The sequence below is a fragment of the Pseudomonas sp. Z2-11 genome (assembly GCF_054161305.1).
In genome coordinates this window covers 4769644-4784439 of record NZ_CP096395.1, presented here as the reverse complement: position 1 = coordinate 4784439, position 14796 = coordinate 4769644, and the positions used below count along the sequence as shown (strand labels likewise).

Genomic DNA, 14796 nt, shown 5'->3' with positions numbered 1-14796 from the left:
GGGAAGCTGGCGCTTGGGGGCAAAGCCTGGGGGTGTCGCTTTATTGAAAGAAAAAGACAGATTCGCGGCGGGGTTTGTCCGGTCAAATCGGCAATCCTTGGCTTTCCTGCGCTTTTCAATCGGTGCTGCAATTGCAACCGGGTTTTTCTGCCAGACCACCGACGTTATTATTCGCGCCGATTTCTTTTCCGGACAGCTCCCATGAATCAAGAACCTAGCACCCTCTATGCCAAATTGCTCGGTGAAACCGCATCCATTACCTGGAAGGAGCTGGAACCGTTCTTTGCCAAGGGTGCCCTATTGTGGGTCGATCCGGCACTGGATCTGATCGCCGCAGCCGAGGCTATTGCCGAGGACGAAGGTACCAAAGTCGCCGCCTGGCTGGCCGGCGGGCAGCTCGCCAAGCTGTCTGAAACGCGGGCGCTGGATTTTCTCGAGCGTGATCCGCTGCTGTGGGCCGTGGTGGTTTCGCCGTGGATAATGATCCAGGAAAGGGCGTCGAATTGATCAATGCACCAAGTTGGTTCGTGTTTTGGCATCTCGGAAAGTGTGTAGGTGAGTAGCGTGATGACAGCCTGCCGTGGCGAAACGCCACAGGGCAGGGTGACGTATACGTAACGGGAACAGTTTTTGGTGCGGCCGGTGGGCTGCCTAATTGTTTCTGGATGTTGTTTTGCGGTGCCGCTCATGGCCCCTTCGCGAGCAGGCTCGCTCCCACAACGGATCTGTGTTCACAAATCCTGTGGGAGCGAGCCTGCTCGCGAATCGGCGCGACGCGGTGTCAGTAACTCTTGCCCGTATGGTTATTCAGCGAAATAACCTTGGTCTTGCCAATCCGGTGACGGTAGATCTCACGCAGATACTTGATGGACTTCTTCACGCAGTCCCGGGACAGCCGGATGTCATTGATCGAGACAAACTTGTCCTTGTCACTGATCAGCTCGCGGTACTTCTTCTCGTACATCGGCTTGATCGCGTACCAGTTGGTGTCGAGGATCTTCGCCGGGTTCTCGAATTCATTGAGCAGGTCGTCGATGCGTGCTTCGTCGAACTCTTCATTGATGATGAAGTCCAGGATCGAGTTGTCCAGGGTCTCGTCGAAGCGATACGGCGTGCGGGCAAAGCAGCGCTTGATGAACGCCACGATCAGGGTCAGGAAGTCATCCGACAGGCACGGGCTCTTGGCGATCAGGGTAGTCAGCGACAAGTTGGCCGAGGCGCCGATCACCAGCGCATAGCGCTTGAGCGTGGTGTTCGGGAACAGGCTGTTGAGGTGGGTCTTGAGCCGGTTCAGGTCCATGTAGGACAGCTTGTAGTCCTTGGGCAGCGAGACGATCGACACCACCGACGAGCAGTTCTTGAAGAAGTGCAGGTCGTGCAGGGCGGCGGCGTCATAGCCGGAATTCTTGTATTGCTCCAGCGAGGCCCGGTAACGCTTGGACTCGATCGGCAACAGGCTGATGCCTTCGATGGCCTGGGTGACCTTGTTGAAGTGCGGCAGGTCGATGGAGCGGAAGAACAGGTCATCGATGTTCAGGCGCGGCGGCTCCTTTTCGAACACCTTGAACTTGTCGCCGCTCGGCGCCGGGGTTTCCGGAACGACGGATTCAGCGTAGGCAATTGCCACCGGGCCGGCCAGGCTCATGAACAGGTCGTTGGCATCCAGGCGAATGGTTTCGCCGATGTCGATGCCGGCGCGCCGGAAGTAGTTCTGGTCGTAGTCGGTGGTCACGGCCTGGGCCGTGAGGATGTTGAAGATCTGCTGGGAAATATACTGGTTGGCGTGCTTTTCCATGGCATTGACATCGATGTTCTGGATGTTGCCGTCATCGCTTTCTTCGGCGTAGCGCATGATGTCGTTGGAGATCAGCATCATCGCGTTCCATGGCCGGATACGGCCCATGACGCTGGCTTCGCTGCTGTCTTCGTTGGCGAAGTTGTACGAGAAATCCCATTCTTCCGAGAGGTATTTGCACAGCAGCCGTCCGGCGTTGATGTGCAGCGCCTCGGACATTTCACTGCGATGATCGGAAATGTTCGGCAGCACGCAGATGCCGCTGGTGAAAATCGGTTCGAAGACGAAGGAATGACCGCTCTTGCTGTCGTGTTCGTCCATCGGCTTGGTGTCGAACGTCTTGTTCATGTACGAGTACTGCTGGGCCAGTCCGAACTCCGAAGCCATGCCCGAACCGGTACCGCCGCCGGCGCTGAAGATCGAGAAGTACAGGCGCGACTGGTTGGCCTTGATGCCGCAGCTATCGATCAGGTACGAGTGGATCATTTTCCAGTCGGGGCTGGAGAAGCGCTGGGTGTCCTTGTTCAGGATGATCTTCGCCAGGTACTGGCCGAGAATCGGTGCGTTACCGGCACCACCCGCATGGACTTCGGAAAGGTCCATGATTTTCATTTTGCTGTAGTCGCGCAAGAACCCGCTTTTTTCGCCCTTGCGGGAAAAACGGATACGCCCGGCGATGTCTTTGTCCAGGTCGCCGAGCATGACCAGCGGTTCCACCAGGAACACCGGTTTGCTGGCCTTGCTGGTCCCCAGGCGCAGGTTGCGCATCCACTGCGCGGGGCGATAGCCCTTGTCACCGTAGTGCTTGTCTTCGGCGTTGAATTCGTTGAGATAGAACTTGCGCGCGTTGTAGACCAGTTCCGCTACGTCCAGGGCGATGTTGGAGCCGCAGCGCCCGAGGCCGATCAGGCACACCGAGGGAAATTCCTGCTGGCCACGTTCGCTCTCGTCATCCACCAGGTGCGGCGGGCGGGGGAATACGGCATCACGCAGGCCATCGAGGTTGTCGAGGATGCGGTCGGTGTTGGTCTCGGTGAAATACAGATATTGCTGGGTCGCCAGGGATCGCGAGCTGCTCGACAGCGCCGAGGCGTCCGCGCCGTTGGCGGCCGGGCTCAGGGTCAGATCGGAAACCGCAGTGGCTGTTTTTTTGGAGGTCATTGTGCGCCGTATGCCTGACTGGTCGGTTCGACGATTGGGTCATCGAACCATCGCGGATGGGAGCTCGCGTCTTTTGATCGCGCGAAGGTCGGCCCAAGCGTCCAGGCAATGCCTGGGCCCCGCTCGGGAGAATCTTTCCTGATTATCTGGATCGGCATCTGTAGGACGATCTTTAATCATGAAGGGGCAAAATGATGGCATTTCCTACAGAAAAATGACCGTCGTCATGGATGCGCCATTCACCATGGTCGGGTATCAGCCGCGCGAATGATTGAAGACAGCGCGCACGCTGCTGTCTAGATTGCAGACTCCGGGCTCGGATGCCTCGCCCAACAATAAGAAGAGACGGACCCATGCAGAACTCGACCCAAGCGGCGAATGCCTGGCGCATTCTGTTCCTGCTGTTCCTGGCCAACCTGTTCAACTTTTTCGACCGCACCATCCCGGCGATCATCATCGAGCCGATCCGCATGGAGTGGAGCCTCAGCGACTTCCAGATCGGCATCATCGGTACTGCCTTCACCATCGTCTATGCCATCGCGGGCCTGCCATTGGGACGCATGGCCGATACCGGTTCGCGCAGCAAACTGATGGGCTGGGGCCTGGCGGCCTGGAGTGGGCTGACGGCGGTAAACGGCCTGGTGGGCAGTTTCTGGGCGTTCCTGGTGGTGCGCATGGGCGTGGGCATCGGTGAAGCCAGTTATGCGCCGGCGGCCAACTCGTTGATCGGCGATCTGTTCCCGGCGCACCGTCGGGCTCGGGCGATGGGCATTTTCATGCTGGGACTGCCGCTGGGCCTGCTGCTGGCGTTTTTTACCATTGGCGCGATGGTCAAGGCGTTCGACAGCTGGCGCGCGCCGTTCTTCATTGCGGCGGTGCCGGGCCTGGTGCTGGCGGTGTTCATGTTTTTCATCAAGGAACCCAAGCGCGGCGCGGCGGAAACCGTGGCGGTGTCCCAGGAAAAGGTCGACAAGCCGATTCGCCGGTTGCTGGCGATTCCGACCTTTCTCTGGCTGATCCTGGCGGGGCTGTGCTTCAACTTCGCCACTTATGCCTGCAACTCCTTCCTGGTGCCGATGCTGCAGCGCTATTTCGGGATGCCGCTGCACGAGGCGGCTGTGGCGACCGGGATCATGGTCGGTGTGACCGGGTTGTTTGGGTTGACCCTTGGCGGCTGGGTGGCCGACAAGATTCACCAACGCGTGCCCAATGGCCGGTTGTTGTTCGCGGCGTTCAGCCTGGCGATTTCCACGGTGACTACCGCTTGGGCCCTGCAGGCCGGGCGCATCGAAATCGGCATTTTTGTCGCCGTGTTCAGCGTCGGCTGGCTGTTTGCCTACAACTTCTACACCTGCGTCTACACCGCGATCCAGGACGTGGTGGAGCCGCGCCTGAGGGCCACGGCGATGGCGTTGTATTTTGCCGGGCTGTATCTGCTCGGCGGTGGCCTGGGGCCGGTGGTGGTCGGCGGCTTGTCCGACTACTTCGCGCGCACGGCCATGGCGACCGCAGGCGCCCCGCAGATGACCGAAGCGTTCAAGGCGATCGGCCTGCATGACGCGATGTACCTGATCCCGGTGGCGCTGCTGTTGACCATGGTGTTCCTGTTCCTGGCCTCTCGCTGCTTCGTGCGCGATGCCAAGCGGATGAAGGAAGGTATGAGCGCGGTGGTGCTGCCCGAAGGTGTCGTGGGGGCGGCCTAACGGGATTTTGTGGCGAGGGAGCTTGCTCCCGCTGGGCCGCGAAGCGGCCCCAAAAATTCCCAGGCTCACTCAGGATTTTGGGCCTGCTGCGCAGTCCAGCGGGAGCAAGCTCCCTCGCCACAGGGGTCGGTGCCGTCCGCACTAGCGAGTTTTTTCTTCTCGCCCGCGCAACAGGCAGTCGGGCACTGCCAGCGCCGCCGCCAACCCCAGCAATGACACCGCCGCGCTGATCATCAGCAAATGCCGGAACGTCGCTTGCAGTTCCTCGCGCAAGGCATCCCGTGCCGCGCCCGGCGCGGCGTTCAGGCCGTCGAGCAGCACGTTGCCGGAATGCCCTTCGCCGATCATTGACGAACCGGCGAGCTGGGCGAAACCCGAGTCCTGCAACAGCGCCAGCAGCAGCGCCGACATCAATGCCACGCCGACCGCGCCGCCCAGTGAGCGGAACAGGTTGGTGGTGCTGGTGGCCACGCCGATGTCCCGTTGCTGCACCGAATTCTGCGAACCCACCAGCGAGGTGGGAAATTGCATGCCGGACGCGATGCCGCCAAGCAGCATGAACAGGCTGCTGAGCCAGAATGCCGCGGGCGGGGTGAAGGCCATGCCGAGGATGGCGAACGGGAAGAGCAGGGCGCCACTGAGGATCATCGGTTTGTAGCGACCGGTGATCGAGGTGCGCCGTCCGGCGAAATAGGCGCCCATCGGCAGGCCCATCGCCAGTGGCAGCAGATGCAGCGCGGCACTGTCGGCCCCGGCGCCGGTCACGCTCTGGAAGCGCAACGGCACCAGCACCGTCAGCGAGATCGCCTGGAAACTGGTGAAGAACACCGTGCACCAGCACAGCACCGCGCTGCGGTTGACGAACAGGTGCATGGGCAGCAGCGGCTCCCGGGCGCGGCGCTCATGCCAGGCGAATACCCCCAGCACGACCACGGCGCCACCGAGCAGCCCGAGCACTTCGCGGCTGTGCCAGGCGTGGCCCTGGCCCACCTGGGTGATGCCCAGCAGCAAGGCAGTCAGGCCGATGATCAGCAAGACGGTGCCCAGGTAGTCGATGACGGGCGTGCGTTGCGGCACCGGCAGCCCCACCAGCGTGCGCCGGGCCACGAGCCAGGCGCCCAGGCCCAGCGGCAGGTTGATCCAGAACACCCAGCGCCAGGACAGGTATTCGGTCATGTAGCCGCCCAGCACCGGCCCGGCGACGCTGGCCACTGCATACATGCTGCTGAAGTAGCCCTGATAACGGCCACGTTCCCTGGGCGGGATGATGTCGCCGATGATCGCCTGGCTCACGGAGATCATCCCGCCAGCGCCGATGCCCTGGAAAATCCGCGCCAGTACCAGTTGCTGCATGTCCTGCGCCAGGCCGCAGAACAGCGAGGCGAGCGTGAACAGGCCCATGCCGAACAGCATCAATGGCCGCCTGCCGTACAGGTCGCCCAGTTTGCCGTAGATCGGCACCGCAACGGTCATCGCGACCATGTAGCCGGAGATCACCCAGGCCAGCAGGCTGACATCCTTGAATTGCGCGGAAATCGCCGGCATCGAGACGGCGACGATGGTCTGGTCCAACGCACCGAGGAAAATCGCCAGCATCAGCGCCACCAGCACGCTACGGATGGCGGGTTGCGGGACATGAGGCGTATCGAGCTGATTCAAGGCTGGACCTGCGGGCATCGCGCCGGGGAGGCGAATGGACGGGAGCCCGCAGTTTAAATCGATAGTTGGCTATTCGATAGCCTCGTAAGGAAGGCCGACATAATTTTCCGCAATGGTTTTTCGACCGGCCTCGGAGTCGACGAAATATTCCAGCTCCGCTTCGCTGATGCGCTGGTTGAACGCATCGTCGTCGAAGCGATGCAGCATCGAAGTCATCCACCAGGAGAACCGTTCGGCCTTCCAGACCCGCCGCAGGCAAATGGCCGAATAGCGTTCCAGGAGGTCCACGCGACCGTCGCGATAGACCTTGAGCAAGATGTTGAACAACGTGCTGACGTCGCTGGCGGCCAGGTTCAGCCCCTTGGCACCGGTGGGCGGGACGATGTGGGCGGCGTCGCCGACCAAAAACATCCGCCCGTACTGCATCGGTTCGACGACAAAACTGCGCAACGGCGCGATGCTTTTTTCGATGGAAGGGCCGGTCACCAGCGCTTTGGCCAGGTCGGCGGGCAGGCGGTTTTTCAGCTCGCTCCAGAAACGCTCGTCCGGCCAGTCGGCTATCTGTTCCTCGGCGGGCACTTGCAGGTAATAACGGGTGCGGGTCCGCGAGCGCATGCTGCACAGGGCAAAGCCGCGCTCATGGCGGGCGTAGACCAGCTCCTCGTGGACCGGCGGGGTGTCGGCCAGGATGCCGAGCCAGCCGAACGGGTAGACGCGCTCGAAGACCTTGAGTTTTTCCGCCGGGATCGATTGCCGCGCGACGCCGTGGAAGCCGTCGCAGCCGGCCACGTAATCGCAGTCCAGACGCCAGGTTTCGCCCGCATGCTCGAAGGTCACGAAGGGCTGGTCGGTCTGCAGGTCGTGGGGCTGGGCGTTATCGACCTGGTACAGGGTCTGCGCGCCGCAGGCCTGGCGTGCAGCCATCAGGTCGCGGGTGACTTCGGTCTGGCCGTAGACCATGACGTTCTGGCCGCCGGTCAGTCCCTTCAGGTCAATGTGCACGCGCCGGCCATTGAGGACCAGCTCGAAGCCATCATGGGGCAGGCCTTCGGCATCCATGCGCTGGCCGACCCCGGCCTGGCGCAGCAACTGCACCATGCCTTGCTCAAGCACGCCGGCGCGGATGCGGCTGAGGACGTAGTCGGGTGTCTGGCGTTCCAGGATCAGCGTGTCGATGCCGGCGTTGTGCAACAACTGGCCGAGCAGCAGTCCAGAGGGGCCGGCGCCGATAATGGCGACTTGGGTCTTGAGGGTTTTCATTGTTGTTATGACTCGCAAGAGCACGCGACCAGGGTCGGTGTTTATTATTAGTAATCCTGGCCTGCATTTTTCGCTTGCGAACCTGTCAATTGAAGGGGAAAACTGCGCTGAAACCTGTACTTTCTGCCAATCGGTGCGATTACCGCCCATAACCCGAGGCCAACCCTCGTATGAAGAAAACCGAGCTGCCTTCGATACCGGTGTTCAAGCTCTACGGCGAGAGCCAGGACTGGCCGACGCCGGACCTGCTGCATTGCGAAACCATTTCCACGCGCAGCAGCGAACACCAGTGGGAAATCAAACCCCATCGGCATGCGGACCTGTGTCAGTTACTGTTTGTCTACAAGGGCCAGGCCGAGCTGGAAATAGAAGGCCAGCGCACCCGGCTCGACGAGCCGGCGGTGCAGATCCTGCCGCCCTTGTCAGTGCACGGCTTTCGCTTTTCCGAGGATGTGCAAGGTTACGTGGTTACCCTGGCGGCGCCGCTGGTGACGCATCTGCAAGGGCAGCTTGGGCATTCGGTGAATGTCCTGGCCCAGGCCGAAGCCTACCCGGCCGGCGAAAACGCCGACTACCTCAACAGCCTTTTCAGCGCCTTGCAGGCGGAATATGTTGGCCACGAACCGGCCCGGGAAATGCTGATGCATGCATTGGTCAGCGTGATCATGGTCTGGGTCAGTCGCCAGGTAATGGACAGGCGTACCTCGTCGCAGCGCCCGCAACGGGCCCGGGAATATCTCAACGGGTTCATCCAGTTGGTGGAGGAAACCTATCGCCAGCACGTCAAGGTCGAAGACCTCGCCCATCGCCTGGGCATCTCGGTATCGCACCTCAACGGCACCTGTCGCGAACTGGCCGGGCAACCGGCGTTGCAGATCATGCACGAGCGTCAGCTGCTGGAGGCCAAGCGGCTGCTGACCTACACCGGCATGACCATCTACGAGATCTCCGAACTGCTCGGATTTTCCGACCCGACCAACTTCACCCGGCTGTTTCGCCGGCGTGTCGGCATTTCGCCCAAGGCCTTCCGCGACCGGCTCAAGACCGATCAGCAGGACGACTGAAACCGCTTCAGCGCAGAGCGTTCAGGGATGCGTTGTGCGGTATGCAGCGTTCGAAGTTGCAGCTGGCGTATTCACGGGGCAACTGCCTGGCCTGTTCGACCCGATAAGCCGCGGTGCCATACAGCGCAAGCGTGGCCGTGCAGGTGACAAAAATGGCGAGGCGTCTTCTTGTTTTGATGTTCATGGCGATGACCTCTGAACGAATACCCGGGGGTACTGTTTTCAGCATAGGTCAGCCATGGCGAGTTGCCAGTCGGGCGGGTCTTGTGTGTAGCGCGGTATTCAGGCCACTGATAGCGCCAGGTGCAGGGATTCATTGTGGCGAGGGAGCTTGCTCCCGCTGGGCTGCGCAGCGGCCCGAGGATTTTGCGGTCGCTGCGCAACCGAGCGGGAGCAAGCTCCCTCGCCACAGGTGCTTTGTAGGCCCGAAGTGGGTGTCAGGATTATTCCAAATGCTCAGGCTTCATCGGATCACCCGGCTTGACGTCGAGCTGGTGCCGCACGTCTTCGAACATCTCGTCGTAATACTTGTGCATCGAGCCGATGCTGGCGGTCTTGGGCATGCCGTACTGCTGGGCGATGCGCGTGGCGTGGCGGGCGAAGTCGAAGGCCTGGTCCTTGGCCAGGAAAAACGTCTCGTCCACGCTCTTGTCTTCCACCGTGCCGTGCAGCCGGAACGACATGCCCGTTCCTTCCTCGGGATCCTGGATCACCTCGTAATCGATGCACAGGTTGTAGCTGTAGTCGTCCTTGTTCAGCGCATGGCGTTCCATGTGCAGGTGACCGGGTTGGAACGTGGCCATAAGGGTCTCTCCTTCGAAGGCGTGGAGAACGGCAGACACCGCGCCTGCCGTATAAGTTTTGTGGTTACCGATAAACAATCCCCGGCGTTGCCGTGCTGATGCGCGTGCCGGCGGTGCCCTGGACGATAGCCTCGATGTCTGACAGCGACCCGATCACCGCGAGCTTGCCGGTGTGGCGGGCGAATTCGCAGGCGGCTTGCACCTTGGGCCCCATGGACCCGGCGGCAAAGCCCAGTTTTTCCATCTCGTCGGGGTGAGCCTGGGCGATGGCTTTCTGGGTCGGCTTGCCGAAGTCGATGAAAGCGGCGTTGACGTCCGTGGCGATGACCAGCAGATCGCTTTCCAGCTGTTCGGCCAAGAGTGCTGAACACAGGTCCTTGTCGATCACCGCTTCGACGCCTTGCAGGTTGCCGTCGGCGTCGTACATCGTCGGGATGCCGCCACCGCCGGCACAGATCACGATGCTGCCTTTTTCCAGCAGCCACTTGATCGGACGGATTTCAAAGATGCGCCGGGGCCGTGGGCTGGCGACCACCCGGCGGAACTTGTCGCCGTCGGCGGCAATCGCCCAGCCTTTTTCTGCGGCCAGTTGCTGCGCCTCTTCCCGGCTGTAGACCGGGCCGATGGGCTTGGTCGGGTTCTGGAAAGCCGGGTCGTTGGCGTCCACTTCGACTTGGGTCAAAAGCGTGGCGAAGGGCACTTCGAAGTCCAGCAGGTTGCCCAGTTCCTGTTCGATGATGTAGCCGATCATGCCTTCGGTTTCGGCGCCCAGCACGTCCAGCGGATACGGCGTGACCGAGGTGTAGGCCGCCGCCTGCAACGACAGCAGGCCGACCTGCGGGCCGTTGCCGTGGGCGATGACCAGTTCGTTGCCGGGATGGATCCTGGCGATCTGTTCGGTCGCGGTGCGGATGTTGCTGCGTTGATTGTCGGCGGTCATGGGTTCACCCCGACGTAGGAGGGCATTACCGCCCAGGGCAACGACGATTCGCATGGTGCTGTCCTTTCAAGTCAGCCCGTGTGGGAGCGAGCCTGCTCGCGAAGGCGGGGTATCAGTCAGCGTTGATTTGTCTGACGTATCGCTTTCGCGAGCAGGCTCGCTCCCACAAGGGATGTATCGTTTGTTTTAGATATCCGCCAACGCCGCCACCAGGATCGCCTTGATGGTGTGCATGCGGTTCTCCGCCTGTTCGAAGGCGATGTTCGCCGGGGATTCGAAGACGTCCTCGGTCACTTCCACGCCGTTGGCCAGGTTCGGATAACGCGCGGCGATGTCCTTGCCGACCTTGGTTTCACTGTTATGAAAGGCCGGCAGGCAGTGCATGAATTTCACCCGCGGATTGCCCGAGGCTTTCATCATTTGCGCGTTGACCTGATAGGGCAGCAGTTGCTGGATGCGCTCGTCCCAGGCCTCCACCGGTTCGCCCATGGAGACCCAGATATCGGTATGGATGAAGTCCACACCCTTGACCGCTTCTTCCGGGTCTTCGGTGATGGTGATCCGTGCACCGCTTTCGGCGGCGAAGGCCTGGCACTGGTCGATGAAGTCCTGATGCGGCCACAGGGCTTTCGGCGCGCCGATGCGCACGTCCATGCCCAGCTTGGCGCCGATCATCAGCAGCGAGTTGCCCATGTTGTAGCGCGCATCGCCCAGGTAGGCGTAGCTGATGTCATGCAGCGGCTTGTCACTGTGCTCGCGCATGGTCAGGGTGTCGGCGATCATTTGCGTGGGGTGGAATTCGGCGGTCAGGCCGTTGAACACCGGCACGCCGGCGAACTTGGCGAGTTCCTCGACGATCTCCTGCTCGAAGCCACGGTATTCGATGGCGTCGAACATCCGCCCCAGCACCCGGGCGGTGTCCTTCATGCTTTCCTTGTGGCCGATCTGTGACGAGACCGGGTCGATGTAGGTGACGTGGGCGCCCTGGTCATGGGCCGCGACTTCGAAGGCGCAACGCGTGCGGGTCGAGGTCTTCTCGAAGATCAGCGCGATGTTCTTGCCTTTGAGGTGCGGTTGCTCGGTGCCGGTGTACTTGGCGCGCTTGAGGTCGCGGGACAGGTCGAGCAAAAAGTGCAGCTCGCGGTGGGTGTGGTGCATCAAGCTCAGCAGGCTGCGGTTGCGCATATTGAAAGCCATGATGGATCTCCTTGGGTGTCGGTTATCCCCTGGGCCGTTTTCGATAAAACGACCCAGGCTCAGAGGTCAGTAGTCGATAGGGTCGCGGACGATCGGGCAGGTCATGCAATGGCCGCCGCCACGGCCACGACCGAGTTCGCCGGCGCTGATGGTGATGACTTCCACCCCGGCCTTGCGCAGCAGGGTGTTGGTGTAGGTATTGCGGTCGTAGCCAATGACCACGCCTGGCTCGAGGGCGACCACGTTGTTGCCGTCGTCCCATTGCTCGCGTTCGGCGGCGAAGCTGTTGCCGCCGGTTTCCACTATGCGCAGCGCGGGCAGCTTGAGGGCGCTGGCGACGGTACTGAGGAAGCTGCCTTCCTCGCGCCGCACGTCGATGCCGCCGGGTTTGCTCTCGTCCGGGCGCAGCGAAAACGCGACGATCTGGCTGACGACTTCAGGGAAAATCGTCACCAGGTCGCGGTCACAGAAACTGAACACGGTGTCCAGGTGCATCGCTGCGCGGGAACGTGGCAGCCCCGCGACAATCACCCGCTCGACGGCGTTGTGCTTGAACAGGTTCAGTGCCAGTTGACCGATGGCCTGGCGCGACGAACGTTCACCCATGCCGATCAATACCACGCCGTTGCCGATGGGCATCACATCGCCGCCTTCGAGGGTGGCGTTACCGTGGTCCAGGTCCGGGTCGCCGTACCAGATCTGGAAATCGGCTTGGGTAAACTCGGGATGGAATCGGTAGATGGCGGTGGTAAGCAAGGTTTCCTGGCGGCGCGCCGGCCAGTACATCGGGTTCAGCGTCACGCCGCCGTAGATCCAGCAGGTGGTGTCGCGGGTGAACTGGGTGTTGGGCAACGGTGGCAGGATGAAGCTGGAGTGCCCGAGAAAGTCGCGGAACATCTGGATGGTCTTGCCGCCGAAGCTGTCCGGCAGGTCATCGGCCGAGACGCCGCCGATCAGGTATTCGGCGATCTTGCGTGGCTCCAGGCTGCGCAACCAGGCGCCCACTTCATGCACCAGACCCAGGCCCACGGAGTTGGCGGTGATCTTGCGATGCAGGATCCAGTCGAGCGCTTCGGGGATGGCGACGATGTCGGTCAGCAGGTTGTGCATCTCCAGCACGTCGATACCGCGTTCACGCATCTTGGTGACGAAATCGAAGTGGTCGCGCTTGGCCTGGTTGACCCACAGCACGTCATCGAACAGCAGTTCGTCGCAGTTGTTCGGCGTCAGCCGCTGGTGGGCGAGGCCTGGTGAGCAGACCATGACTTTGCGCAGTTTGCCGGCTTCGGAATGGACGCCGTATTTCACTTTTTCCGTGGTCATTAAAAATCCTCCAGATGAAACAGTCAGCCGGTTACAGGCTCAGGAAGCCGTCATAAAGGCCGTAGGCAGCCACCAGGGCACCGACCACCACGGCGGCGAAAATCAGCTTCTCGACCGAGGTGAAAACCGGTTTGCCCAGTTCGCGCTTGGCCTTGGCGAACAGGATCGCGCCGGGGGCGTAGAGCAGGGCGGAGAGCAGCAGGTACTTGATCCCGCCGGCATACAGCAGCCACATCGCGTAGATCAGCGCGATGGCGCCGATGAACAGGTCCTTGCGCCGTTCGGCCAGGGCGTTTTCATAGGTTTCACCGCGTACCGCCAGCAGCAGTGCGTAGGCCGCCGACCACAGGTACGGCACCAGGATCATCGAGGTGGCGAGGTAGATCAGCGACAGGTAGGTGCTGGCGGAAAACAGCGTGACGATCAGGAACAGCTGGACCATCGCGTTGGTCAGCCACAGCGCGTTGGCCGGTACATGATTGGCATTTTCCCGGCGCAGGAAGGCCGGCATGGTGTGATCCTTGGCGGCGGCAAACATGATCTCGGCGCACAGCAAGACCCAGGACAGCAGGGCACCGAGCAGCGAGATAACCAGGCCGACGCTGATCAGCACAGCGCCCCAGTGACCGACCACGTGCTCGAGTACGGCGGCCATGGACGGATTCTGCAGCTTCGCCAGTTCAGGTTGGGTCATGATGCCCAGCGAGAGCACGTTCACCAGTACCAGCAACAACAGCACCGTGATGAAGCCGATGACCGTGGCCTTGCCGACGTCGCTGCGTTTTTCGGCGCGGGCCGAGAAAATGCTCGCGCCTTCGATGCCGATGAACACCCACACGGTGACCAGCATCATGTGTCGCACCTGATCCATCACGCTGCCCAGGTCCGGGTTTTTCAAGCCCCAGATGTCAGCGGTGAAGATATCCAGCTTGAAGGCGAACACCGCGATCAGCACAAACAGCAGCAGCGGCACGACCTTGGCGACGGTGGTCACCAGATTGATGAACGCCGCTTCCTTGATGCCCCGCAGTACCAGGAAGTGCACGGCCCACAGCAACAGCGATGCGCCGATTACTGCCGCCACGGTGTTGCCTTCGCCAAACACCGGGAAGAAATAGCCCAGGGTGCTGAACAACAAGACGAAGTAGCCGACGTTGCCGAGCCAGGCGCTGATCCAGTAACCCCAGGCCGAGGAAAACCCCATGTAGTCGCCAAACCCGGCCTTGGCGTAGGCGTACACCCCGCCGTCCAGATCGGGTTTGCGATTGGCCAGGGTCTGGAACACGAATGCAAGGGTCAACATGCCGACTGCGGTGATGGCCCAGCCGATCAATACGGCGCCGACATCGGCGCTGGCGGCCATGTTCTGCGGCAGGGAAAAGATCCCGCCGCCAATCATCGAACCCACTACCAGCGCAACCAGCGCGCCCAGTCGAAGTTTTCCGGGGGTATCGGACATTGCAGGACTCTCAAACGAAGGAGAGTCAACAGCCTAAGTCGATTCAAGGGGGCGACAGCTGATCTGGGTCAGTTCAACCGCGAAGCATGAGCTGAAAGGGCTGGATGCAAAACCTGTGGGAGCGGGCTTGCTCGCGAAGGCGGTGTGTCAGTCGATTGAGATGTTGGATGTGCCGGCCTCTTCGCGAGCAGGCTCGCTCCCACAGTGATTCTTTGTAGGTCGTGGGATCTAAGTTTGTCGAAAATTCCATGTGGGAGCGGGCTTGCTCGCGATGGCGGTGTGTCAGTCGATTGAGATGTTGGATTGCCGGCCTCTTCGCGAGCAGGCTCGCTCCCACAGTGATTCTTTGTAGGTCGTGGGATCTGTGTTTGTCAAAAAATCCAATGTGGGAGCGAGCCTGCTCGCGAAGGCGGTGTGTCAGTCGATTGAGAT

At 61.3% G+C, this 14796-nt stretch carries 12 protein-coding genes; 3 read left to right on the top strand and 9 right to left on the bottom strand.

The genetic code is table 11. The annotated features are described in order from the left end of the window. Window positions 1–201: 201 nt before the first annotated feature. Window positions 202–507 (top strand): DUF2288 domain-containing protein, encoded by a 306-nt coding sequence (locus tag M1E16_RS21130; RefSeq protein ID WP_434601651.1) that lies wholly within the window; start codon window positions 202–204, stop codon window positions 505–507. Between the two features lie 274 nt (window positions 508–781). Here the strand turns inward: M1E16_RS21130 and M1E16_RS21125 are convergent, their stop codons facing one another. After that, window positions 782–2956, bottom strand: coding sequence for a hypothetical protein (locus M1E16_RS21125; protein ID WP_434601650.1), 2175 nt, complete (start codon window positions 2954–2956; stop codon window positions 782–784). A 353-nt stretch (window positions 2957–3309) separates the two neighbouring features. Here M1E16_RS21125 and M1E16_RS21120 point away from each other — a divergent pair, with 353 nt between their 5' ends. Continuing rightward, window positions 3310–4659: a spinster family MFS transporter gene (locus M1E16_RS21120; RefSeq protein WP_458128295.1), complete on the top strand. Its 1350-nt coding sequence runs from the start codon at window positions 3310–3312 to the stop codon at window positions 4657–4659. A gap of 141 nt (window positions 4660–4800) precedes the next feature. Here the strand turns inward: M1E16_RS21120 and M1E16_RS21115 are convergent, their stop codons facing one another. Both M1E16_RS21115 and pobA read right to left on the bottom strand, forming a co-directional pair. Continuing rightward, the gene (locus M1E16_RS21115) at window positions 4801–6336 is read right to left on the bottom strand and encodes an MDR family MFS transporter (RefSeq protein WP_458128294.1); all 1536 of its coding nucleotides are present in this window, start codon (window positions 6334–6336) and stop codon (window positions 4801–4803) included. A gap of 51 nt (window positions 6337–6387) precedes the next feature. Continuing rightward, the gene (pobA, locus tag M1E16_RS21110) at window positions 6388–7578 is read right to left on the bottom strand and encodes a 4-hydroxybenzoate 3-monooxygenase (RefSeq protein ID WP_458128293.1); all 1191 of its coding nucleotides are present in this window, start codon (window positions 7576–7578) and stop codon (window positions 6388–6390) included. Window positions 7579–7748: 170 nt separating this feature from the next. On the opposite strand from pobA, the gene M1E16_RS21105 reads away from it, so the two are divergent. Beyond that, a complete protein-coding gene (locus M1E16_RS21105) occupies window positions 7749–8642 on the top strand; it encodes a helix-turn-helix domain-containing protein (protein WP_434628867.1) in 894 nt (297 codons plus the stop codon). A 7-nt stretch (window positions 8643–8649) separates the two neighbouring features. Here the strand turns inward: M1E16_RS21105 and M1E16_RS21100 are convergent, their stop codons facing one another. The 6 genes from M1E16_RS21100 to arcD form a co-directional block, all read right to left on the bottom strand. Beyond that, entirely contained in the window at window positions 8650–8826 is a 177-nt protein-coding gene (locus tag M1E16_RS21100; protein ID WP_305499247.1) for a hypothetical protein, read from the bottom strand. Window positions 8827–9085: 259 nt separating this feature from the next. After that, window positions 9086–9445 (bottom strand): DUF5064 family protein, encoded by a 360-nt coding sequence (locus M1E16_RS21095; protein ID WP_434697020.1) that lies wholly within the window; start codon window positions 9443–9445, stop codon window positions 9086–9088. A 64-nt stretch (window positions 9446–9509) separates the two neighbouring features. After that, window positions 9510–10439 carry a carbamate kinase gene (arcC, locus tag M1E16_RS21090; protein WP_458128292.1) on the bottom strand — a complete coding sequence of 310 codons (930 nt, stop codon included), beginning with the start codon at window positions 10437–10439 and terminating at the stop codon, window positions 9510–9512. Window positions 10440–10571: 132 nt separating this feature from the next. After that, a complete protein-coding gene (locus M1E16_RS21085) occupies window positions 10572–11582 on the bottom strand; it encodes an ornithine carbamoyltransferase (protein WP_434700669.1) in 1011 nt (336 codons plus the stop codon). 66 nt (window positions 11583–11648) lie between these two features. Continuing rightward, window positions 11649–12905 carry an arginine deiminase gene (arcA, locus tag M1E16_RS21080; protein ID WP_434572284.1) on the bottom strand — a complete coding sequence of 419 codons (1257 nt, stop codon included), beginning with the start codon at window positions 12903–12905 and terminating at the stop codon, window positions 11649–11651. A gap of 31 nt (window positions 12906–12936) precedes the next feature. Beyond that, window positions 12937–14364 (bottom strand): arginine-ornithine antiporter, encoded by a 1428-nt coding sequence (gene arcD / locus M1E16_RS21075; protein ID WP_458128291.1) that lies wholly within the window; start codon window positions 14362–14364, stop codon window positions 12937–12939. Between the last annotated feature and the right edge of the window lie 432 nt (window positions 14365–14796).